The organism is Verrucomicrobiia bacterium (genome assembly GCA_023953615.1).
GTDB lineage: Bacteria > Verrucomicrobiota > Verrucomicrobiia > Limisphaerales > JADLHS01 > JADLHS01.
Window position 1 is genome coordinate 933544 of the sequence record JAMLJH010000001.1, and the last position, 22654, is coordinate 956197.

The following is a 22654-nucleotide window of genomic DNA, read 5'->3' on the forward strand; positions in this document are numbered from 1 at the left end:
GGCTGCCCACCCCGGAGAGAGTAATTGTAGAAATACGATGAAACGAGGTCTTGAACGGCACTGACTTTCGTCAGTGCCGTTCTTTTTTAGAAGAACATCATTTGCTCGGGCATGTCTTCCGGTTTTTCCTTTTGCTGACTGCGAACCACAATCATTCGCCCCCACTGCGCATCGGTGATCAGTAAGCCACGGACTTCCCCGCGCGAGGGGATTTTGGATCGTAACCGCCGCACCTGAGTTTCCACGCGGTCCGCTGAACCGCAAGGCCGCGCATAGACGCTGAATTGCACCATCATGTATCCGTCCTTGATGAGGTCTTTGCGGAAGTTGGCGGCATCGCGGCGTTCCTCCGGTGTTCCGACGGGGAGATCAAAAAAGACCATGACCCAGGCCATACGATATTTGCTGCATACCGGATTGCGTCCCTGTTTGCCACGGGATTTACGGCGTGATTTTTCAACAGCGGTTGAGGGTTGAAGTTGAAACGGTGGTTCAGATTCGGAAAGCCCGGCAGGTGAAATTAAATCGTTCATCTGCCCCTCACCCGTCCTTGCGGACTCCCTCTCTCCTACCGAAGGGGAGAGGGATAGGGTGAGGGGTTCGTCGTATTTTTGTCGTCGTGGTCGTTCGTCGGGCAACAAATCTTCGTCTGGAGCGCCGGCCTCCGGTCCGGCGTGTTCCGAATCCATTTCTTCGTGCCAGATCGGAGAACGGCGCTCCAAGTCATCTTGGAATTCTTCACTCACGGCAGCATGGGAAATTTTAACTGCGTGGGCAGGCGGGTAAGGGTGGCATTGGCAAAACTTTGGATGGAAATATCAATCGCATGAAGCAGGCGCACTTTGGCTTTGCCCATCGGCACCTCTCGTTGGAGCACCGATACCGCCTGCCGCATCCATTCCGCCATCGGACGCTTGCCGCCTTGTACAAATAAGCGCAACTCGCGATCAATCCACGGGCGGAACGGCTCCACCAAATCATCGGCAAGGGCAAAACTTCCCGCTTTGGGAGTGTGGGCGATGCCGATGGCGGCGATAAATCCGTGCGCGGCCAATGAACGCAAAACCGCAGTGCGGATGATGGCGTAGCCGTAATCCAACATTCCATTCACGCCTTCGCGGGTGCCGGGCACGCGACGACGCTCGTCAGTTTGCTGCCATTCGCTCAAGCGTGGAAGCAGATGTTTCCAGTAATGGCGAGCAGCACGAGATTCGCACGCGTCGGGAGTGTCAGAACGGTAGAGATGGCGTCGAGAAGCGGTGATGTTGGCGAGGGAAATTTTTGTTTGGGGAGCACGCGCGCCTCGCGTGTCGTTCTCCGCGCCCTCGCGGAGAACTTCCGAAGGTTCCGACGTCGGGGCGGCGCCGGGTGCAGTCGAGGCGGCTGCGCTCCCCGTTTCGCATCGCTTGGCGATTTCACTCAAGACGGAATACGCACGTTTGAGGTGCGCGAGGTTGGCAGCTTGGTTGCGGACTTTGGCGGTAATGATTTGCCGCCATATCGCAGTTTTCCAATCTTGGGTCCACTCGATTTGGCGACGCAACAGTTCGGTATTGGTAGCGCGATAGTAGGGCAGAGTGAGGGCGCAAGGCTCAAACTTCTCGTTGCAGACAATCATCAGGACATTCAACTCCGCCATCCGCCGCAATGCGCCCGCAGTAACGGACATATCCTGCGCCGCCGCCACGATTACCGCCACATCCGCCAACGGCACAGTGCGCTCCGTGCCTTTTTCGGAGTCGGTGATGTGAAGTTGGTCAAGTTTGCACCGAACCCGGAGATTGTGACTGAGCAGATGGAGGATGTGGTAGCTCATAACCCGCAGACTTGATGAACGTATCCCAACTGATGTTTACGCCGTTTTCCAAAAAGCCTGATGCTTTCAATGATTCCTTGACGTCAGCTAAATGGATTGGCAAGAGCTTGATGTTTTGTTGCATCGTGGATGCAACGCGATATTTGCCAACCGGCGTATTACGTCCCGGCGAAGTTTTAATTTCGACAGTCTGACCGCGCCGGATTATTGCGACTGCATCGGAATCAGATTTGATTGGAACTTTTGGAATGGGCTTATCCATCCGCCAAAGCGGAACGAAGACCGGGACGAGAGATTTTCCATCTTCGGATGGATGGAGACGAACTTCGCGAAAGCTTCCACGAGCAACAAACCCCCGTGTTCCTGGACTTGCCGGGGCAACAGCACTGTCATCTTCCACGCCGATGTAACCAACCCGCTTGATCGGAATTTTGACATCCTTCGGCCAAGCGAACGGTGGAGCTTCATCTGCACGCCATTGTTGGAAAGCGGAAAAGCAAAGCCTCTGTTGAAAGGATTCCGGCAGGCAGTTTTTGTTCGCTTTGATTTGCTTTTCCCACGCAGGCTCACACTCGCAATAGCTATCCCAAGCCAAAGCTAGATAGTCACCCAATTCAGGCGGGAAGACTTTTGACTTACCAGTTTTAGGAGACTTCAAGTCGGCTGGTTTAAGCGCGGTGATTGGTTCGCGAGAAACATAACAATCTGGGATTGGAATGCCGTTTCGTTTCGGTCGGCCATAAATGGTTGTATCGTATGTCCGCTGGTGTTTGCTCCGCGAGACGTGATGCCTGACGACCACTTTCTCGATTTCCTTTTTCACCGCCTCGTGCATCTGGCCTTCCTTGGGAAAGATTGGATTGGCCGCCTTGCTGCGTTGTTTTTCATCCTGCGTCCACCAGCCATGTCTGCCGAATTGATCTTTGGCGCCGTGAGTGCGATGAGCCAGCCAAGGCAAGGTGCAGGCAATCACCATTGCATCCAGCGCATGATGCCGGAGGTCGCCGCGATTTTTTTCAGTAAATTGTTTTTGTTCCGCCTCGGACAGTTCATCCCAACGGGTGCCATTCGGCAGCGGATGAAGAATCTGATTCAAGCCCCAAGCCTTTCGCAACCGGCTGGTGAGTTGGCCATTGGTGACTTGGAAGCCGAGAGCAGGATTCAATTTTTCAGGCGTTGGGTCGCGGCCATCTTCACCAAGCCAGCCTAGTTGTGTGAGTGCGATATGGCGGATATCTTCCGGGCAGATGAGCACGCCCACATCTTTGAATTGGTTGCTTTTGCGCACGGCGTAGCCAATCGAGCCCGTGCCCACGTCGAAGCCAAAGACGAGTCCGTTGATAAAGTCGGCAGCAGAAGTTTTTAAGGTCATGGATTTTCCGTGATTTGCGTGACTTGTTTGTAGCGGGTCCAGTCGGAAGCGGCAATGTAAAGTTTACTGAAATTTACTGAGATTGAAGTCCCAGCGGCTCCGCACCGGTTGCATTACGTTTGCGAGCTATCCCCTTGCTCAAGTTTCCATCGGATCACTAGGATTGGCGCGTGAACAGTTTGCCGGAACAGGTTGCCCGCCTCATTCAGCAGCAGAAATTGTTTGCCGCCGGTGAGCGGATTCTGGTGGCCGTATCCGGCGGCTTGGATTCCATGGTGCTGGGGACGGTGCTGCGGGAATTGGCGCCGCGCTTCGGTTGGCGGTTGCGCGTGGCGCACTTCAATCACCAGTTGCGCGGTCGGGCCAGCGCCGGCGACGAGCGGTTTGTCGCCCGTTGGGCGCAGCGTTATCAACTGCCTTTTTATTCCGGGCGCGGCGACGTGGCGGGTTTGGCGGCGCGCTCCGGGCTTTCCCTCGAAATGGCGGCGCGGCAGTTGCGCCACGAATTTCTCGCGCGCACCGCGCGGCGATTCAAGTGTCCGACGATCGCGCTGGCGCACCATGCGGACGACCAGGTGGAACTGTTTTTTTTGCGTTTGTTGCGCGGCGCGGGCGGGGAGGGATTGGGCGGCATGCAACCGGTTGCGCCGTCGCCCGCCGATGCGCGGGTGCGTTTGGTGCGCCCGTTATTGACGGTGGATCGCGCGCATCTGGAGATTTTTGGGACCGAACAACGGCTCAAATTCCGCGTGGACACCAGCAACACGTCGCGGGAAATCCTGCGCAACCGCGTCCGACTGGACCTGTTGCCGTGGCTGCGCCAGCAGTTTCAACCGGCGTTGAACCGGATCGTTCCGCGCGTCATGGAATTGATTGGCGATGATGCCGAACACGTCGGCGGCGCGGCGCGGGAGTGGTTGGAATCGGCGTCAGCCCGCGCGCCTTGGGCGGGTTTGTCGCGCGCGTTGCAGCGACGGATCATTCAACAACAATTGCAGCAGTTGCGGGTGGCCGTGGATTTTGATCTGGTCGAACGCTTGCGTCTGGCGCCGGATCAGGCCGTGTCCATCGGGGACCGGTGGATCAAGCGCGAGCGCACCGGCAAGTTCCAATTGTTGACCCGCGTAGCGGCGGCGTTTAATCCGGCGGAACGCGTGGTAAAACTGTTGCCCCGAGGCTCGGTGACGTTTGGTGCGTTACGGATTGACTGGAAATTAGCCAGCCGCGTGAAGGTTAAGGACAAACCCGAGGCGACGGAATTACTCGATGCCGCGCGGGTGGGACGACAGATTGTCCTGCGGCATTGGCGTCCGGGAGATCGGTTTCAGCCGCTTGGCATGAAAACGGCGGTCAAGCTGCAGGATTGGTTCGTTAATCAGAAGATTTCACAGGCAAGGAGGCACGAATTAGTACTGGCTACGACCCCGTCGGGGGTCATTTTTTGGGTGGAAGGTTTGCGTCTGGGCGCGGTGGCGCGGCTCACGTCGGCGACAACGCAAACGCTCGTCTGGAGTTGGCGGCGTTAATCGGCCTTGCAAGTCCTGCATTGCGAGCTTCTCGGACCCATGCTACGCTCGGCCAGCTAAAAAAAGATCATGTCCGAGAATAACAAGATGAACGGCAGCGACAAAAACATGCGTAAGCCGGGCGGGAGTCGGATGCAGCCGAGCACGATTGCGGTGTGGATTGCGATCATTGGCGGCATGGCTTTGCTTTTCAGCATGAAGGGCAAATGGAGCGAGCCGAATCGCACCGAAATTTCCCAGTACGATTTTGTCCAAAAGGTTAATTCCAATCTGATCGCCAGCGCCAAGGTCAATTACGGCCAGCAATCGTCGCTGACGGAAATCACGGGGACTTACTACGAAACCGGCGCGGACGGCGAGAAATTGATGTCGGGCGGCAAACCGGTGGAAGTGGCGTTCCATACCAAGGTGGTGATGACGGAATCGTTTGCGGATCAGTTGCGCAACGTGAAGCAGATTGAGCCGCGCGAGAGCAGCGCCCTGCTGTTCAACATCGGCGTGAACGTCTTGTTCTTGGGCTTGTTCGTTTTCCTCATCTGGTTCTTCTTCATCCGCCCGATCCGCATGGCGGGCAAAGGCGCTTTGAGCTTCGGCAAGAGCAAGGCGCGGTTGCTGGCCAAGGAGCGCAATAAAACCACCTTCAAAGACGTAGCCGGCGTGGAGGAAGCCATTGATGAAGTTTCGGAGTTGGTCGAGTTCTTGAAGGACCCCAAGAAGTTTCAACGGCTCGGCGGACGCATTCCCAAGGGCGTGTTGATGATTGGACCTCCCGGCACGGGCAAAACCTTGCTCGCCAAGGCGATTGCGGGTGAAGCCGACGCGGCCTTCTTCAGCATCAGCGGTTCGGATTTTGTGGAAATGTTCGTCGGCGTGGGCGCCAGCCGCGTGCGCGACATGTTCGAGCAGGCGCGCAAAAACACACCGTGTCTGGTATTCATTGATGAAATTGACGCGGTCGGGCGGTCGCGCGGGCACGGACTCGGCGGCGGCAACGACGAGCGCGAGCAAACATTGAATGCTTTGCTCGTCGAGATGGACGGATTCGATACGCAGGAAGGCATCATTATCATTGCCGCAACGAACCGTCCGGATGTGCTCGATCCCGCGTTGCTGCGTCCGGGGCGGTTTGACCGCCAGGTCACCGTCAATCTACCGGACGTGCGCGGGCGGGAAGCGATCCTGAAGGTTCACGCCAAAAACGTGAAACTGTTGCCGGAAGTGGATTTGTCGGTCATCGCGCGCGGCACTCCGGGTTTCTCCGGCGCGGAACTGGCCAACTTGCTCAACGAAGCGGCGTTGCTGGCGGCGCGCACCAACAAGAAGGGCATCGGCATGGTGGAGTTGGAAGAGGCGCGCGACAAGGTGCGCTGGGGTCGCGAGCGGCGCAGCATGGCCATGACGGATGAAGAGAAGAAATTTACCGCGTGGCACGAGGCCGGTCACGCGTTGGTGAACGTCGTGCTCAAACACACCCACCCGTTGCATAAAGTGACGATCATTCCGCGCGGTCAGGCGCTGGGCGCGACGATGTATCTGCCCAAAGACGACGTACTCAGCCGCCGGCGCAAGGAGATGCTGGACACCATCGCGGTGACCATGGCGGGACGCATCGCCGAGTTGATTGTGTCGGATGACATTTCGACCGGCGCGGCGGGAGACATTCAGCAGGCCACTTCCATGGCGCGAGCAATGGTCATGCACTACGGCATGAGCGACAAGCTGGGCATGGTGCTTTACGGCGAGAGCCAGGAATATGTGTTCCTCGGTCGCGACATGATGCGTTCCAAGGATTACAGCGAGCAAACCGCGCAGGAGATTGACGCGGAAGTAAAACGCATCATTGATGAAGCTTACCAGAAGGCCAAGGACACAATTGACACGCATTACGACAAGTTGGAAATGATCGCCAATGCGTTGCTCGAATACGAAACGCTTGACGGAACGCAGGTCGAGGAAATTGTGCGCACGGGTAAATTCACGCCGCCGCAAAAGCCGAGTGATCCCGGTCCGCTGGTCGGCGCTCCCGCCGGCACTCCGTTGCCCGAGGCCCCGCCCAAACAGGTGCCGCCGACGCTGCCCGGTCTGGGCACGCCCGCGCCCGCACCCGCCGCGCGCACGATGAGTTAGGCGTCATGGACTGCGGTGGCAAGCGAAGCGCGACACCGCCTTCGCGCGCCTGATAGGTTATCTTCAATACGTGAAATTTTCGCGCGTCCGAAAGCGCCGTCGTCGCTACGCTTTGCCGGCGCACTCCAAGACCGCGCCAATCGGTTGCAGAATTATTACGGACAATATTTTCCTTGCACCAAACCGTGTAAGGAGAATAAATCAGGGCGCATGAACTCTCCCAAAATTTGGCTGTGGCTGATGTTGTTGGCGCTGGCAGTAACATCGAGCGCGGCGCAGGAAATGCGCTTCTTCCGCGTGGCCGGGCCGGTGGCGGTGACGATTACCGGAATTTCCGCCGAGGGATTTGTCACTTGGACGAATGTTCCGACCAACGCGACGTTCACCGTGCAGACCGCGACCGATTTGGCGGCGGGCAATTGGATGGATTGGGTGGAAGTGCCCGTGAGCAGCGCAACTACGATTCACCAGATTTTCGATCCAAACCCGCTCGCAGGCATGGTGTTCATCCCCGCCGGGAGTTTCACGATGGGGTCCAATTTGGACCCTATCTCTGTAGAACAGCCTTCGCACACGGTTTATGTTTCGGCGTTTTACATGGACCAGTATGAGGTGACGAAGGCGAAGTGGGACGAGGTATATCAGTGGGCGACGAATCACGGTTATAGTTTTGACTATGCGAACAGCGGACAAGGGAAGGCGGCGAACCATCCGGCGCACAGCATGACGTGGTATGACACGGTGAAATGGTGCAATGCGCGGAGCGAGAAGGAGGGGCGGACACCCGCTTATTACACGAGCGCGGCGCAGACCACCGTGTATCGGACTGGGCAAGTCAGCGTGCAGAATGATTGGGTGAAGTGGGATGCGAATGGTTATCGTTTGCCAACAGAGGCAGAGTGGGAGAAGGCGGCGCGGGGCGGAGTCAGCGGACAGCGGTTTCCGTGGGGGAACACCATTTCGCACAGTCAGGCGAATTATCGCAGTTCTTGGGAGGGTGGAGCGCCTTATTATCCTTACGACGTGAATCCGACGAGTGGTTATCATCCCGCTTACAACGCGGATGATCTTCCTTACACGAGTCCGGTTGGCTCTTTTGCGCCGAATGGATATGGCCTTTACGACATGGCGGGGAACATGTGGGAGTGGTGTTGGGATGGGTATGCGAGTGGCTATTACAGCAATTCACCGAGTAGCGACCCGCGTGGTCACGCGTCAAGCTCGGCCCGCGTGGTTCGGGGTGGCAGTTGGGGCGTCAACGCCTTCGGCTGCCGGACGGCGGGCCGCGACGGCTACTATCCGACCATCAGGGGCTTCGACGGCGGGCTCCGCTGTGTTCGATCCGCAGGTCAGTAGTTCAAGAACCGAACGGCAGCGGGCGGCACGCCAACTTTTGCCAGCGCCTAACGGCGCTGCCAATGGCACGTCCAAACTTTGGAGTGCGGCGTAATCGCGCGGATGTAGCGGCGGTCTGACCGCCGCCATTCAAGCCACGCTCATACGGCATGGCTACCGGCCGAGCCTCCAGAATTATTACGGTTAGGGCATTTTAAGTATTCCTATAGCCGCCGACATGGCGCAGCGGCCTTCCAACCTCAGGCCAAGCGTTGGGGTCAAACGGGCGGCCGCCCTTGGTTCGGAACGAGCACCGGCGTGACCGCGTCTTGGACTGCGGCAGTCCGCTGCCGCTGTGGAATCAGCAGCACGCGATCGGAAAGCGGCAGAAGCCTGCCGCAGTCCAAAACCTCGCGGACAGAGGCGCCATTCTCCATCCGGACCCCACCTTCATTGGGTTACACTCGTTCGGTGCCACGGCTACAACTTTAATTAAACCGCTATAGTGTTTTACTCGCGTCAACCGAACGGAGCGCCAACTTTTGCCAGCGCCTAACGGCGCTCCCGCGTCAGAATGTTTTCGTGGAAAATTTTTTTCTTTTCGCGTGTTTCGTGTGTTTCGCGGTTCAAATCGCTCGTACTTCCATCTTTCCTCGCCGCGCTAATTCTGTTTTCCTGTCGCGCGTGATAATTGCGCCGTCGCTGCTGGCTGCTGATTTCGGTCACTTCGCCAAGGAAACCATCCGGGTGGGAAAAACCGATGCGGAATGGTTGCACCTGGACATCATGGACGGGCATTTCGTCCCGAACCTTTCCTTCGGTCCGCAGGTGGTCAAAGCGGTCCGTCCGTTGACCCGGCAGTTTTTTGACGTGCATCTGATGTGCTCGAAGCCGGAAATTTTGCTCGAACCATTTGTCAAAGCGGGGGCGGATCAACTCATCATTCACGTCGAGCTGGGGGAAGCCGTCCTGCCGCTGATCTGGAAAATCCGCGCTTTGGGACGGCGCGTCGGATTGGCGATCAATCCGCCGACGGAAATCCGTCGTCTGGAACCGTACCTGGATAAAATTGATCATCTGCTGGTGATGACGGTGAATCCCGGTTTTGGCGGCCAGGAATTTATTTACGAAGCCCTGCCCAAGGTGCAGCAGGCCAGCACGTGGCGGCGGGAAAAGAACTTGTCGTTCTCCATCGGAGTGGATGGCGGCGTGAATTTCGAGACGGTGGGGGAATGTGCGCGCGCCGGAGCGAACGTCTTCGTCAGCGGCAGCGCGTTATTCGCCACCCCGAGTCTGAAACGGGCCGTCACCAAGATGCGACGGCTGGTCCAGAGCAATGACCCCGGCCTCGCGGACTTGAAATTTTGAGAGCCGGACTCGAATGAGTTTACGTTCGGGTTTGGCCAGGTGGCCGGCGCGGTCCAAGACCCGATCGGCGCACGGATGTTTTATTACCAGAGATAGTTTTTAACTCATGAGCATCAAATTCGGAACGGATGGTTGGCGCGCGGTTATCGCCGAGGAATTTACGTTTCACAACGTGGCGCGAGTGGCGCAGGCCACGGCGGATTACTGGAATGTGAATCCCGTGCCCGGCACGGAAAAGAAGGTGGTGATCGGCTACGACCGGCGTTTTCTCTCGAACGAGTTTGCGCGTGGCGCCGCCGAGGTATTTGCCGGGAATGGTTTCACCGTTGTCCTGACGCCGACCTCGACGCCCACGCCCTCGGTTTCGTTCGCCGTCCAGGCGTTGCGCGCGATCGGCGGAGTGATGCTGACCGCCAGCCATAACCCGCCTATTTTTAACGGCTTCAAACTGAAATCCCACTACGGCGGCTCCAGCAATCCCCAGACTTGTCGCGACGTGGAGAGCTGGCTGGATAAAAACCCAGTGCGCACGATGGAATTAGCCCGGGCGGTTGAGGCCCAACGCATCCTTCTGAAAGACGTGCGCCCGGCGCACTTTACGGCGTTGAAAAAGCTGGTGGATTTCAAACTCATCGCAAAATCGAAACTGCGCTTTGCGCACGACGCGTTGTTTGGCGTGGGCGCGGGTTGCTTCGAACAGTTGCTTGCGGACACCACCTGTAAAGTGACGACGCTCAACGGCGCGCACGATCCGTTGTTTGGCGGCATCAATCCCGAACCCATCGAAGCCAATTACGGTCGCACACAGGCGTTTCTGAAAAAACATCCGCACGATCTTTGCCTGGTCACGGATGGCGATGCGGACCGTATCGGCGGCATGGATGGACGCGGCCGTTACCTGACCACGCATATCTTGATCTGCCTGCTGTTGGCGCATCTTTACAACAATCGCCACGGTAAAGGGCGCGTGGTCAAAGCGCTGACGACGACTTCAATGGTGGACAAAATGTGCGCCGCCTACGGGTTGCCGCTGACCGAGACCGGCGTTGGCTTCAAATACATCTGCGCTGAAATGTTGCAGGGCGGCGTGCTGCTCGGCGCCGAGGAAAGCGGCGGCATCGGATTTCCGGGACATATTCCCGAGCGCGACGGGATTGCGGCTGGTTTGATGTTGCTGGAAATGTTGGCGGTGGAGCAGACGTCCGTGAACCGCCTGATTGCGCGGTTGGAAAAGCAATTTGGTCCGCATCGTTATGGGCGGATTGACACGCACTTTCCCCTGGAGAAACGGGAGGCGTTGATGGAGTTCCTCAAAAATCAGGCGCCCGACACGTTGCTGCGCTCGCCCGTGGTTCAGGTCAAATCGTTCGATGGCGTGAAATATATTGCCCAGGACGATTCCTGGCTGATGCTGCGCGGTTCAGGGACGGAACCCATCCTGCGCATTTATGCGGAAGCGCGTTCGGAAGCGACCGTGACGGAGCTGTTGCGGCTGGGCGAGACATTGACAAAGCACGTTTAATGGCCACAATGGAAGTTGGTTGGGCGACTAAATTTCCTGTGCGTCCAGCCCGCGGGCAAGCCGCTCGGATTTCGGCGTCAAGACTTCTGCCAGCAGACGCGTGAATCGTCCATCAGAGTCATGAAGCCATGCTGTGCGTCTCCCGGCGTATAAATGGATGAATTGAAATTGAACGCACCACGCTTATGAAAAAGACCACCAAACGAACTTCAGCCCCAAAAGCAAATAAAACCAAGATCAAGGCCGCGGCCACTCCGACGCTGGCCGTCAGCACCCGCACCAGCCCAGCACCGACGCCAACCCGGGCGGCGACGGTCAGTCCGACCACCGCCACCGTGACCATCGAAGCCAAAATTGATGTGGGCTTTGGCAACAACCTGTTCGCGCGCGGCCAGGGTGGCGGGCTGTCCTGGGAACGCGGATTGCCGTTGCAGAACATTGATTCGCGCACCTGGCGACTGCTGGTTCCGGCTCGGGAGCAGGTGCAATTCAAGCTGCTCATCAATGATTCCATCTGGGCGCAGGGCGACGATGTCGTGGCCGCTCCCGGCAAAAAGGTGGAAGTCACTCCGGCCTTTTAGTTCCGGGCGTCGAACTGAGCTGATCTTTCATGTGGCGCAGATTCATGCGCGGCAGGAAAGCCGTTCCTGCGGGCTTGATTTCATCAACGACTCCGATGAACCCAGGCTTCACTCGGCCGCGTAGGTTTTAACCTGAACCGGCCGCGCCACCTCGGGTGGAAAGTGTAATTTGCCGCACCGGTAATCCTCCCGTCGCCACGCCAGGAACGGCGCGCATTTGGCGATGGTGGCTTGGTTGCGCAACGGCCAGTAACGCTTGAAGTCACGCTCCAGTTGGCGCAACGCCTTGATACCGCTTTGCGCCAGCGCCTGGGCCGTTGATGATCGGCCCGCCGCCAAAGCCTGTTGCCAACGCATGATCCGACACGATTCCAACGCCATGCGCGCCGCCAGATCCAGTTCCGCTTGCAGAATTCGCGCCGTTGGCGAGGCGGGCTTGCCCCGGCGCAAAACCGCGCGTTGGCGTTCCACCTCGGCGGCGGCGGCTTGAATCCGCTGCGGTTTGATCCGCGCGTAGTATTTCAATCCGCTGCGACAAAACAGCTCGCGCGTTGCGGGCGGTGGCGCGGCGATGACCGCTCCGAACGGGGTCACGTTGGCTTCCCGGTAGTCAAACTTTTGGTGCGCCACCCCCAGCGCCAATGCCGCTCGGGCGACGCGTTGAGTGGCGTCCTCATACACTTCGCGACTCAACACCGGCACCAGCAATTCTTCCTGGAAAGTTTTGCCGCACCAGGCGTGGGCCGCGCCAATCACATAAAGCGGCCAGCTCACGGCCAGCGGTTGCGGGTGACCGCCATCGCCCCAATCGGTGTTGAGATAGCCGCGCGCGCCATGCTTGCGTCCGGCAGCGGCGGCAAGGCGCAGATTAACCGACGCCGTGTCGTGCCGGCCAATCATCGTCATCCAGGTGGCCGTGCCCGGACAAACGTAGAAGGGAACTTTGGACTTCGCGAACGTCGCCGCTTCTTTTTCAAACGGATGCGTGGCTTCGTAACCCCAATTGAGCGCGATGACGTGTTTCGGAAGGCTTTTGATGAGTTCGGGATGATTCAAAATGATGTCGCCCCAGAACATCATGGTGCGCCCGCGCTGCGCAACTTCGCGCTGAATCTGTTTCAGGAAATCCACATACACCCGACCTTTGCCGCGGCGCTCGCATAATTTTTTGCTCCGGCCGCGACCCAAGTCCCACGTCTCGTCGCAACCGACGTTGAAGAACTTGCTGGTAAAGTTCGGCAGCAACTCGTCGTAAAGTTCGCGGATGAATTTGAGCGTGCCCGGATGATTCGGCGCGAGCGTGGTGGGGAAGCGCAGGAAATCGCCGGTCGAACCTTCGTAAGGCGCGGCCACCTCGGCGAGTTTTTTGACCTTGGGATGTTCAAGAAAATAGCGCAGATGGCCGAAGGAATTTTGGTTCGGCACAAGATCAATACCCAATTCGCGGCAGCGGGCATCCAGCGTGCGAATCTCTTCCGCCGTCAACGCGCCCCAATCCTGCCAGACCGTTTTGTATTTGCGGTAAGCGAAGGTGTGTTCTGTGTAGAGTTGAAACTCGTTGATCTTGAAATCGGCCAGCCGCTCCACGAGGTCCAGCAACGTCTCCAACTTCGGCACGCGTCCGCGCGAAACGTCGAGCATCACGCCGCGTCGCACGAAATCCGGCCAGTCGCGGATTTTGAGACAAGGCAGGCGACGACCGTATTCGCGGAGCAGTTGCCGCAGCGTCGCCCCCGCCGCGCGTAGTCCGCCAATTTCGCGATATTCGATCCGCACGCCGTTGCGATTGATTGTCAGCGTATAACCCTCGGGATGGTTCGGCGCCTTGACGCCGCGGATGAATTGGATGACAGAAAGCGGTTGCCGCTTGGGCAAAAGAAAAGTTCCAGCGGCGCGTTTCAGCGAGCGGGGAAAGGGGAGCAGATTCAACTTCATGACGAATTAAATTTCCTGGCCGTCTGGAAGTTGGCCGGGGTGGAGAAAAGTTTTGATGAGTTCACCCTCGCCGCAGACAGTCATGCCGGGAAATTTCTTGAACCAACGGCTGGCGGGAACTTCAGGCTGGGTGTCGAGCCATTGCGCGAGTCGGCTGATTTGGTCATGGGTGACTTCACGTTCGCGCACTCGCAGCAAAAGATGCCGGAGCAAGGCTTCGGGTAAGGCATTGCGGCGAACCTTAGGCATGAGGTTCGCTACCGTAAAATCCGCGCACAATTTCTTCGCGCAACTGGCTGGCGACCGCCGGGTCTTTTGCTTCGACCATCTGTTTTGCCAAATCGCCCAACTCTTCGCCGGTCAGCTGACGGTTACGCGCAAGCTGAAACGCGAATCGGATCACCTCGACCTGTTCATCAGGCGGCAGGTGTTTGATTTCCTCAATCACTTGGTTTGCGCTCATGGCGGCAAGGTAGCACACGGCAAAGTTGCCCGGCAAGCTTCGGCGCAGCGCGGGGCTGACTTATGGTGAAAAATGCCGCGCGCCACCGTTCCAATTTCAAACGACCTTACCGCGACGCGCTCTGGGACGACGCTTGCCACTGCCCGGCCTCTCTTGCTGACGCACCGACAGCGTCTCATACTAACTTGCAATCAATATAATACTAATATAAGTTGGCGGAAAATTATGCGTCCGCGCACCGAAATATCCGCCGCCGAAGTTGGCGCGATCCGTCGCGCCATGTTGGCCGCCGCCACCCCCTCCACTTTTCAACGGCTGCAATGCCTCTGGCTGCGCGCCCGGCCAAATCTCTCCACCGAGACGATTGCCCAGACCGTGGGCCTGAGCGTCAGTCATGTCCGGCGGGTCTGGTCGGATTATTTGCGCCACGGGCTGGCGGGGGCCAAAGGCCGGCCCAAAGGCGGACGCCGCCATCAAAACCTGACCGTGGCGCAGGAGCGGGACGTGCTGGCGCCGTTGCAACAAGCAGCCCGGGCCGGGAAACTCGTGACGGCGGAGGGGATCAAAACCCGTTACGAAACGACCGTCGGCCACGCCGTCCCCGGCTCGACGGTTTATCGCCTGCTGGCCCGCCATCAGTGGCGGCGGGTGACGCCCCGCCCCAAACATCCCAAAGACAACCCGCGCGCCCGGGCGGCTTTTAAAAAAACTTCAGGCCAAAGTCACCGCTGTGGCGGCTGGACACCCGGAAGCGCCCTTGCGCCTGATGTTTGAAGACGAAGCCCGGTTCGGGCGCATGAGCAGCCCCATCGGCTGCTGGGCGCCGCCGGGTTGCCGCCCGGAAGTGCCGACGCATCGGGTGCGCGAATACCCCCATGTGTTTGGCAGCGTCTGTCCGCAGGACGGCGAACTCATCAGCCTGATTCCGCCCCGCGCCGACACCGCCGCCATGTCACTCTATCTGGCCGAGGTTTCCCGGCGGCATCCCCGGGAACACCTCCTGATGTTTCTGGATCGGGCGGGCTGGCATCGGGCCAAAAGCCTGGTCGTGCCCGAAAACATCACCTTGGACTGGCTGCCCGCTTACAGTCCCCAATGCAACCCGCAGGAACTGGTCTGGCGGGAAGTGCGCCGCCAGCCCTTCGGCAATCACACCTATGATTCCATGGCCGCGGTGGAGTCGGCCCTGGTCCAACGCCTGCGCCAACTCGAATCCGCCCCAACCCGCCTCCAATCCCTCACCGCCTTCCCTTGGATTATTAATGTTAAATTGAATGCAAAATAGTATCACCCCGTGCGAATCAAAGTTTGCTTTTCGGAAATTCTTCATCCCATCCTGAATCGCAGGCAGAGCGGCTACGATACGAATACCATGATCCAACCCCATTTCAGAGATTCGCCAAAGAACGCACCAGCAACCACCTGGTCGCGACGCAGCTTTATCAAGACCAGTTCCACGGCGCTCGGCAGCTTCGCTCTGGCTTCGTCGTTCGGAATGCCTTTCGCCTTCGGAGCCGAGAAACCCTCAGCACTGGCGGTTGCCGATCTGCCCCAAGGCGCCGCCCCGAAACCGCTGTCGTTGCCGCATTTTCCCAGCCGACTGCACGCGTTTGTTTGGCGCAACTGGCCCTTGGTAACCACCGAACGAATGGCGCGAGTAGTCGGCGCCAAGCGGGCCGATATCGAACGCCTGGGTCGCGCGATGGGGCTGGGGCAACCGCCGCGAATTTCGCGCGATCAACAGGCGCGCTCTTACCTCACGGTGATCAAACGCAACTGGCATCTCCTGCCCTACGCACAGTTGCTGACGCTGCTGGATTGGACGCCGGAGCAACTGGCTTTCACGTTGCGCGAAGATGATTTTCTCTGGATCAAACTCGGCAGTTTAAAGCCCGAATGTGAACCGCTGCGCTACGCACCGTCGGACGACGCGACGCGAAAACGCGAAGAGAAAATTGCGGCGATCGTGCGAGAGGAATTTCCGGAAGGTATCACCCGTTCGGGCGAGCCGTTGTTTCACTTCGTTTCCCAGCTTTCCCGGCGACCCTCCCGGATTGCACCTGCGGACCGCGCCGCCTTTCCCAATAATCTGCGGTTTTGTTATTCCTATTTTGCTTTGTATGGCGATCCCTTGCTGGAGCCGCACGCGGACCCGTATCCGGAAGGTTTGCTGGCGCGACTGGCGCAAGCGGGCGTCAACGGCGTCTGGATGCAAGCGGTGCTGCACAAGCTCGCGCCGTTTCCGTGGGCACCGGAGCAGAGCGCACGTTATCAGGACCGATTGCAACAACTCCGCCGCCTGGTGGCCCGCGCGCGGCAGTATGGCATCCAAATTTTTCTCTACCTCAATGAACCACGCGCGATGCCGCTGAGTTTCTTTGAAAAGCACCCGCACTTGAAAGGCGTGGTGGAAGGCGATCACGCCACCCTTTGCACCAGCGTGCCGGAGGTTCAGCAATACCTTGTGAATTCCGTCGCGACCATCAGTCAGGCCGTGCCCGAGTTGGGCGGATTCTTCAGCATCACCGCTTCGGAAAACCTCACCAACTGCTGGTCGCATGGCGGCGGCGCGAAATGTCCGCGCTGCGCCCAACGACCAGCGGCGGATGTAATCGCGGAAGTGAATCGGCTGTTTCATCAAGGTATTCAGCAAGGCAAACCAGCCGCGGCCGCAGCTCGAAAGTCCACCTCGGCGGATCAAAGCGGAGGCCCGATTCTAATCGCCTGGGATTGGGGTTGGAATGATGACTGGGCGGGAGAGGTCATTCGCCAGTTGCCCGCAGCCGTGGCTTTGCAAAGCGTCAGCGAATGGCGCTTGCCTCTCGAACGTGGTGGCGTGAAAACGGAAGTGGGTGAATACTCGATTTCGGCCATCGGCCCCGGCCCGCGCGCGCGCCGGCACTGGCAACTGGCGCGCGAACGCGGCTTGCAAACCATCGCCAAAATCCAGGCCGGCAACACTTGGGAATTGTCCGCCGTGCCATACATTCCCGCCGTGGAAAATGTCGCCCGCCACGCGGAGAATTTGAGTCGCGAAAACGTGAACGGCCTGATGCTCGGCTGGACGCTCGGCGGTTATCCCTCGCCCAACCTCGAAGTGGTTTCCGAAGCGCTCGCCAGTGGTTCGGCGGATGCGGCGATGCAGCGGGTGGCTGAACGGCGCTTCGGCAGCACTTTGGCGCCGGCGGTGATAACGGCCTGGCGGCAGTTCAGCGCGGCGTTTCGTGAATTTCCCTACCACATCGGCGTGGTGTACTCCGGCCCCCAACAACTCGGTCCGGCCAATTTGCTCTGGCGCGAACCAACCGGTTATCGCGCTACCATGGTGGGTTTTCCGTACGACGATCTGGATTCGTGGCGCTCCGTGTATCCACCGGAAGTTTTCGCCGGACAACTGGAAAAAGTTGCCGACGGATTTGATCGCGCCTTGGCGGAACTCCAGCGCGCGACTCAGAACGAAACCAACGCCACGGACGCGCAACGCACCATGTTGACTGCGGAATGTCGCGTGGCAGAAGCGGCGACGATTCACTTCCGCAGTGTGGCGCAGCAAACGCGATTCATTCTCGCTCGCCGCGCGGTTGCTGCTGGCGGCGATGAAACCGAAACCCGAGCGGCGCAAACGGCGGTGATGGAGCGCTGGCTGGAAGCAGAGCTTTCCCTGGCGCGACGATTGCACGCGATTCAATCCGCTGATTCGCGCATTGGTTTTGAGGCGTCGAACCAGTATTACTACGTTCCGATTGATCTTGTGGAGAAGGTGCTGAACTGTCGCCACCTGCTGGCGCAACTACGAAATGACTGAAAGCGGACGCGGTTATTGAGCCGCCAAATTGAGAATTGCTTTCCGGTGGCACGCGCTTAATTTGGTCGCCATACGCAAATCGAATGAACTTGGCTGACACTCAGGATCAAGTGTGGTGGATTGAGGGAACAGCGCGAAACAGACATTCCAAACCATGAAAATTATTCTTCCGTGGGTGCTTTTTATCGGTGCGGCCGTGGGCGCCGGATGGTTTCATCACGACAACCAAACCAAAGCCACCGAACTGGCGCAGCAGCAGGCACAACTTCAGGACTTGGAGCGGTTGCGAAGCGAGGTCGAGGAACTGAAAAAAGATCGGGTGGCGCCAGAGGAACTGGAACGGCTTTACGAAGCCAAGAACGAGTTGTTGCGATTACGCAACCAAGTCCAGCAGTTGACGCGGGACAAAGCGCAATTAAATCAGGAAGCTCAAACCGCCAAGACCCAGGCGAGCCAGGCCCAGGCCCAAGCGCAAGCCTTGACTCAGGCGCAGGCGCAAATGGCCAGGGAGGCTCAGGAAAAGGCGCAAGCCCAGGCCAACGCATGCATCAGTAATCTGCGGATCCTGGCTGCCGCCACCAAGCAATGGGCGTTGGAACACAATCCGCCGCCGGCCGCCATACCTACCGGAGCCGACCTGATACCTTACTTCAAAGATGACACGATGCTCGCCTGTCCGGCCGGTGGGAAATATACCTTGAGCGCGGTGGACGAAGTGCCGACCTGCTCCATCCCCGGCCACGTTTTGCCCCCGCTGACCCAATAGCTCGTCGCGCCGCGCGCAACCGAAACTTGACCGGACGGCGCGGCAAATTTAGTCTGCTGGCTGGTTGGTGACCATAGCTCAATGGTAGAGTCCCAGATTGTGATTCTGGTTGTTGCGGGTTCGAATCCCGTTGGTCACCCCATCCTTCCTTGATCAGCGCTTCAGATTTTGCGGATTCAACGGCTTGAGGTCTTTGGTGACAAACAACCCGTTCTTGCGGATGAGTTCGCCATCGAACCACACTTCGCCGCCACCCCATTCCTTGCGCTGAATCAGCACCATGTCCCAATGCACCGCGCTGCGATTGCCGTTATCCGCGATCCCGTAAGCCTGCCCGGGCGTGAAGTGCAACGAACCGGCAATTTTTTCATCGAACAGAATGTCACACATCGGATTCAGGATGTAGGGATTGAACCCGAGCGAAAATTCACCGACGTAACGCGCGCCGGGATCGGTATCGAGAATCTCATTCAGACGTTTCGTGTTGTTGCTGGTTGCCTTGATGATTTTGCCGTCCTTGAATTCCAATCGCACGTTCTCGAACTTCGTGCCGGCATAAAGCGTTGGCGTGTTGTATTGAATCACGCCGTTGACCGAGTTTTTGACCGGGCAGGAAAACACTTCGCCGTCCGGAATGTTCAAAATGCCTTCGCACATTTTCGCGCCAATGCCCTTGATGCTGAAGGTCAGATCCGTGCCGGGCGATTTGAGATGCACGCGATCAGCGGTTTGCATGCGCTTGAGCAGCGGGACCATCGCCTGGGCCATCCGGCGATAGTCCATCGTGCAAACGTCAAAATAGAAATCCTCAAACGCCTCGGTGCTCATCCCGGCGCTCTGCGCCATGCTCGGCGTCGGCCAGCGCAAAACCACCCAGCGGGTTTTATCCACTCGCTGATTCTGCACGGGCCGAATGATCCGCGAGTACAGCGACATGCGCTCATTGGGAACGTCGGCGTTTTCGCTGCTGTTATCCGCGCCGCGAATGGCGATGTAGCAGTGCATTTTTTTCATCCGCGCCAGATCCACATCGCGAGTCAACACCGCGTGGGCCTGATCGGTACCGCGCAGGATTTCGCGGGTCACACGGGAATGGCGCACGTCAATCAGGGGCGTTCCACCCGCCGCGCGCACCGCCCGCAGCAAGGCGATACTCATGGCATCGGGCACGTCGGTCACGTCAATCAGCACACGTTCGCCCTTTTTGACGCGGCAGGAATAATTGATCAGCAGTTTGGCCAGTTTCGAATAGCGAGGATCACTCATAAACCAAGCCATCCTAGGAGCGATTCGCCGATTGTCGAGCCGGAGATTCGGTTCGCCCCCGGCAACTTTTGATTCGTAAAGATATTACTGGCGCGGAAATTCCGCTGCGGTAACTTCCCCTTCACCGGGCAATCCGACCAACGCAACCGGGCCGGATGGTCCGCGTAAAATGAAAACTCAGCGCACGACGACTATGACGATAATCCGATTGGAAAAACTGAAACTGGCGAGTCTTGTTGGCGGCCTCGCTTTATCGGCTCTGAGCGCTTTGGGACAGGCTTCGACGTTCACCTATCAAGGCCAGTTGGCGAGCAACGGCACTCCGGCGACCGGACTTTTCGAGATGCGTTTCGCGCTGTTCAACCATGTCACCACCGGGAGCCAGGTGGGCAGCACCATCGCCATTGCTCCGGTCGGAGTCACGAACGGTTTGTTCGCGGTGGACCTGACTTTTGGCGCGAACAGTTTCGACGGCAGCTCGCGTTGGTTGGAAATCAGCGTGCGCGCCAGCGGCAGCACCAACGCTTTCACCACGTTGACGCCGCGTCAGGCATTGAACGCCACGCCGTATGCCGTCCGCGCCGCGTCCGTTTCCGGCCTCCTGAACGCCACCAATCTCACCGGCAAAATTTCGGACACGAATTTATCCGTGAATGTCCCCCTGCTCACCAATGATGCCAGTTTCACCCGCACCGTCACGGCTTCGAATTTCGTCGGTAATGGCATCGGGTTGACCAATCTGGCCACCACCAATCTGATCGGGATCGTCGCCGACGCCCAACTTTCCGTCAATGTGCCCCGACTTAACGCGGCGAACAATGTGTTCCAAGGCGGCGTGACGGCGGCGAGTTTTACGGGACACGGCGGCGGACTCACCAATGTGCCGGGACGCATCTTTGAAGTCATCCCGACGGGGAGCAACATTCAAGCACTGGCCAACACGGGTTATTTGGCCACCAACGATAATGCGCCGGTGGTGGTAACCTTGCCGCCCACCGGCAATATTCGCGTCGGCGAAACCGTGCGCGTTTCGGCCAGTGGCGCAGCGGGCTGGACCATCGCTCAGAACGCCAACCAATCCATCCTTATCGCGAATCTGCTCACCAGTGTGGGTACGAGCTGGACCACCAACGACAGTCAGCGCGCTTGGAAAGCCATCGCTGCGTCATCGGACGGCAGTAAAATGGTCGCCGTCGTCAGTAGCGGACCAATTTACACCTCGGGAAATTACGGCGCGACCTGGACGTCGCACTTTTCATCCCTCAATTGGAGCGCCGTCGCTTCTTCAGGCAGTGGCACCAAACTGGCCGCCACTGTCGCTGGCAGCGGTTACGTCCATACGTCCAGCGACTCCGGCGCCAATTGGTCTCAGCAAAGTTCGTCCGGCCTGCGCAACTGGACGGGGATCGCTTCGTCGCTGGACGGAACCCGGCTGGTTGCCTGCGCCGCTGGCAGCCCGAACGGGGGGCTGGCCATCTCGGTCAATTCAGGCGCAACCTGGACTTTTTTGAACAATCCAATTTCCTGGAGTGGCGTTGGTTCGTCCGCGGATGGAATGAATCTGATCGCCGTCGCGCAAGGCGGCCCCATCTACGTCTCAAACAACGGCGGCACGACCTGGACCAATCGCGCAAGCTCCAAGTCCTGGACCTGCGCGACCGTCTCGGCGGATGGCAGCGTGATGGCGGCCGGCAGTTTTAATGGCGATATCCAGGTCTCCACAGATTTCGGGCGGAACTGGATGCCCGGCGCGTTGAATTTGAACTGGGCGGGGATTGCCTGTTCCGCAGACGGAGGGCGCATGGTAGCTGTGGCCAATAACGGCGGGGTTTATCTCTCCAACGATTCCGGCGCAACCTGGCTGCCGCGCAACAATCTCGGCACGGGCCTGACTTACACCGGCGCGACCATGTCAGCCGACGGCGCCACAGTCGCTGCCGTCGCCAGTGCGGGCTACATCTACGTCTCGTCCCGAACCAGCACGACGGTTGGAGTTACCGGCGCACTGCTGGGCGCCCGGCTCGCGGCAGTGGAGTTGCAACACATCGGCAACGGCGTGTTCATTCCCATCAGCTTCGTCGGGAACATCCGGGCGAAATAAATTAACTGCGCCGCTTTTCCTGCTGTCGCCACTGGCGTTCGCGCCGCTTGGTTTCCTGCGACAACAGGGTTTCCGCCGTCCAGCCGCGCGCTTGCGCGTAGGCCGCCAGTTCAAACAACTCCTTCGCCAAAGCGGTTTTGGTGGAACGCCGCGCCGCCGATGATTCTGGCAGCAACTTTGCCTTGCGCGCTTTCTTCACCAGTTTCTCAGCGCGCAATAACGCCGGCAAATGTTTGGGAATCCCATCCAACGCGGAAGGACGCTCGTGTTTTGTCCCCCGTTTCTCGGCCTTCTTGATGCGTTCCCAATTCGCCCAAACCTCATCCACGTCCTTAACCTTGGTGTTGCCAAACACATGCGGATGCCGGCGGATCAATTTGTTCACGAGTTGGCGGGTGACGTTTTCAAAATCAAACGCCCCACGTTCGCGCGCCAACTGGCAGTGGAAAACCACCTGGAGCAGAACGTCACCGAGTTCCTCGATCATCTCGTGATCGTCCCGCGCCTCGATGGCGTCAATCAGTTCATAGACTTCTTCAATCACATGGCGCCGGAGCGTCATATGCGACTGCTCGCGATCCCACGGACAGCCCTGCGGCGAGCGCAGTTGGGCCATGACGCGCAATAAATCTTCAATGGCAGGTTTCTTTTTCATTTACGACATGCGATTT

Annotated in this window: 19 protein-coding genes and 1 tRNA gene; 12 read left to right on the forward strand and 8 right to left on the reverse strand. The window is 58.5% G+C overall.

The window, feature by feature from the left end:
* Positions 1-86 precede the first annotated feature (86 nt).
* The 3 genes from cas2 to M9920_03710 are packed head-to-tail and all read right to left on the reverse strand — an operon-like array spanning position 87 to position 3188.
* Positions 87-746, reverse strand: a complete 660-nt coding sequence (cas2, locus tag M9920_03700; protein MCO5051386.1) for a CRISPR-associated endonuclease Cas2 — start codon at positions 744-746, stop codon at positions 87-89.
* On the reverse strand, positions 743-1816 hold the full coding sequence (locus M9920_03705) for a CRISPR-associated endonuclease Cas1 (GenBank protein ID MCO5051387.1): 1074 nt from the start codon (positions 1814-1816) through the stop codon (positions 743-745). Before M9920_03705 ends, cas2 begins: the two co-directional genes overlap by 4 nt.
* Positions 1758-3188 carry a hypothetical protein gene (locus tag M9920_03710; protein ID MCO5051388.1) on the reverse strand — a complete coding sequence of 477 codons (1431 nt, stop codon included), beginning with the start codon at positions 3186-3188 and terminating at the stop codon, positions 1758-1760. Before M9920_03710 ends, M9920_03705 begins: the two co-directional genes overlap by 59 nt.
* Before the next feature lie 170 nt (positions 3189-3358).
* Here M9920_03710 and tilS point away from each other — a divergent pair, with 170 nt between their 5' ends.
* The 6 genes from tilS (at position 3359) to M9920_03740 (ending at position 11647) form a co-directional block, all read left to right on the forward strand.
* A complete protein-coding gene (gene tilS / locus M9920_03715) occupies positions 3359-4714 on the forward strand; it encodes a tRNA lysidine(34) synthetase TilS (GenBank protein MCO5051389.1) in 1356 nt (451 codons plus the stop codon).
* A 69-nt stretch (positions 4715-4783) separates the two neighbouring features.
* Positions 4784-6841: an ATP-dependent zinc metalloprotease FtsH gene (ftsH, locus tag M9920_03720; protein MCO5051390.1), complete on the forward strand. Its 2058-nt coding sequence runs from the start codon at positions 4784-4786 to the stop codon at positions 6839-6841.
* A 210-nt stretch (positions 6842-7051) separates the two neighbouring features.
* Complete coding sequence (locus M9920_03725) at positions 7052-8197, forward strand: formylglycine-generating enzyme family protein (GenBank protein MCO5051391.1); 1146 nt, start codon at positions 7052-7054, stop codon at positions 8195-8197.
* A gap of 654 nt (positions 8198-8851) precedes the next feature.
* Positions 8852-9544, forward strand: a complete 693-nt coding sequence (gene rpe, locus M9920_03730) for a ribulose-phosphate 3-epimerase (GenBank protein ID MCO5051392.1) — start codon at positions 8852-8854, stop codon at positions 9542-9544.
* Positions 9545-9650: 106 nt separating this feature from the next.
* Complete coding sequence (locus M9920_03735) at positions 9651-11066, forward strand: phosphoglucomutase/phosphomannomutase family protein (protein MCO5051393.1); 1416 nt, start codon at positions 9651-9653, stop codon at positions 11064-11066.
* 185 nt (positions 11067-11251) lie between these two features.
* Complete coding sequence (locus M9920_03740; GenBank protein ID MCO5051394.1) at positions 11252-11647, forward strand: hypothetical protein; 396 nt, start codon at positions 11252-11254, stop codon at positions 11645-11647.
* A 108-nt stretch (positions 11648-11755) separates the two neighbouring features.
* On the opposite strand, the gene M9920_03745 is transcribed toward M9920_03740, so the two are convergent.
* The 3 genes from M9920_03745 to M9920_03755 are packed head-to-tail and all read right to left on the reverse strand — an operon-like array spanning position 11756 to position 14081.
* On the reverse strand, positions 11756-13582 hold the full coding sequence (locus M9920_03745; GenBank protein ID MCO5051395.1) for a family 20 glycosylhydrolase: 1827 nt from the start codon (positions 13580-13582) through the stop codon (positions 11756-11758).
* Positions 13583-13588: 6 nt separating this feature from the next.
* Positions 13589-13831, reverse strand: a complete 243-nt coding sequence (locus tag M9920_03750; protein MCO5051396.1) for a hypothetical protein — start codon at positions 13829-13831, stop codon at positions 13589-13591.
* On the reverse strand, positions 13824-14081 hold the full coding sequence (locus M9920_03755; GenBank protein ID MCO5051397.1) for a hypothetical protein: 258 nt from the start codon (positions 14079-14081) through the stop codon (positions 13824-13826). Before M9920_03755 ends, M9920_03750 begins: the two co-directional genes overlap by 8 nt.
* Positions 14082-14270: 189 nt before the next feature.
* Between M9920_03755 and M9920_03760 the strand changes: the two genes are divergently transcribed.
* The 5 genes from M9920_03760 (at position 14271) to M9920_03780 (ending at position 18758) form a co-directional block, all read left to right on the forward strand.
* Entirely contained in the window at positions 14271-14819 is a 549-nt protein-coding gene (locus M9920_03760; GenBank protein MCO5051398.1) for a winged helix-turn-helix domain-containing protein, read from the forward strand.
* A complete protein-coding gene (locus tag M9920_03765) occupies positions 14776-15330 on the forward strand; it encodes an IS630 family transposase (protein ID MCO5051399.1) in 555 nt (184 codons plus the stop codon). The genes M9920_03760 and M9920_03765 overlap by 44 nt, the downstream gene beginning before the upstream one ends.
* Positions 15331-15339: 9 nt before the next feature.
* Positions 15340-17850 (forward strand): hypothetical protein, encoded by a 2511-nt coding sequence (locus M9920_03770; protein MCO5051400.1) that lies wholly within the window; start codon positions 15340-15342, stop codon positions 17848-17850.
* Positions 17851-18004: 154 nt separating this feature from the next.
* Entirely contained in the window at positions 18005-18616 is a 612-nt protein-coding gene (locus M9920_03775) for a hypothetical protein (GenBank protein MCO5051401.1), read from the forward strand.
* Positions 18617-18683: 67 nt separating this feature from the next.
* A tRNA-His gene (locus tag M9920_03780) sits at positions 18684-18758 on the forward strand.
* Between the two features lie 11 nt (positions 18759-18769).
* On the opposite strand, the gene M9920_03785 is transcribed toward M9920_03780, so the two are convergent.
* On the reverse strand, positions 18770-19882 hold the full coding sequence (locus tag M9920_03785; GenBank protein ID MCO5051402.1) for an aminopeptidase: 1113 nt from the start codon (positions 19880-19882) through the stop codon (positions 18770-18772).
* 193 nt (positions 19883-20075) lie between these two features.
* Here M9920_03785 and M9920_03790 point away from each other — a divergent pair, with 193 nt between their 5' ends.
* Positions 20076-21983 (forward strand): glycoside hydrolase, encoded by a 1908-nt coding sequence (locus M9920_03790; protein MCO5051403.1) that lies wholly within the window; start codon positions 20076-20078, stop codon positions 21981-21983.
* A 1-nt stretch (position 21984) separates the two neighbouring features.
* Here the strand turns inward: M9920_03790 and M9920_03795 are convergent, their stop codons facing one another.
* Complete coding sequence (locus tag M9920_03795; GenBank protein MCO5051404.1) at positions 21985-22638, reverse strand: MazG family protein; 654 nt, start codon at positions 22636-22638, stop codon at positions 21985-21987.
* Positions 22639-22654: the final 16 nt, after the last annotated feature.

What these genes read in the sequence shown, in the direction of transcription:
- M9920_03745 (MCO5051395.1), bottom strand. Translation starts at nt 13,582, where the DNA reads ATGAAGTTGAATCTGCTCCCCTTTCCCCGCTCGCTGAAACGCGCCGCT.
- M9920_03740 (MCO5051394.1), top strand. Translation starts at nt 11,252, where the DNA reads ATGAAAAAGACCACCAAACGAACTTCAGCCCCAAAAGCAAATAAAACC.
- M9920_03705 (MCO5051387.1), bottom strand. Translation starts at nt 1,816, where the DNA reads ATGAGCTACCACATCCTCCATCTGCTCAGTCACAATCTCCGGGTTCGG.
- M9920_03710 (MCO5051388.1), bottom strand. Translation starts at nt 3,188, where the DNA reads ATGACCTTAAAAACTTCTGCTGCCGACTTTATCAACGGACTCGTCTTT.
- M9920_03735 (MCO5051393.1), top strand. Translation starts at nt 9,651, where the DNA reads ATGAGCATCAAATTCGGAACGGATGGTTGGCGCGCGGTTATCGCCGAG.
- ftsH (MCO5051390.1), top strand. Translation starts at nt 4,784, where the DNA reads ATGTCCGAGAATAACAAGATGAACGGCAGCGACAAAAACATGCGTAAG.
- M9920_03750 (MCO5051396.1), bottom strand. Translation starts at nt 13,831, where the DNA reads ATGCCTAAGGTTCGCCGCAATGCCTTACCCGAAGCCTTGCTCCGGCAT.
- M9920_03785 (MCO5051402.1), bottom strand. Translation starts at nt 19,882, where the DNA reads ATGAGTGATCCTCGCTATTCGAAACTGGCCAAACTGCTGATCAATTAT.
- M9920_03775 (MCO5051401.1), top strand. Translation starts at nt 18,005, where the DNA reads ATGAAAATTATTCTTCCGTGGGTGCTTTTTATCGGTGCGGCCGTGGGC.
- M9920_03795 (MCO5051404.1), bottom strand. Translation starts at nt 22,638, where the DNA reads ATGAAAAAGAAACCTGCCATTGAAGATTTATTGCGCGTCATGGCCCAA.
- M9920_03760 (MCO5051398.1), top strand. Translation starts at nt 14,271, where the DNA reads ATGCGTCCGCGCACCGAAATATCCGCCGCCGAAGTTGGCGCGATCCGT.
- M9920_03790 (MCO5051403.1), top strand. Translation starts at nt 20,076, where the DNA reads ATGACGATAATCCGATTGGAAAAACTGAAACTGGCGAGTCTTGTTGGC.
- M9920_03725 (MCO5051391.1), top strand. Translation starts at nt 7,052, where the DNA reads ATGAACTCTCCCAAAATTTGGCTGTGGCTGATGTTGTTGGCGCTGGCA.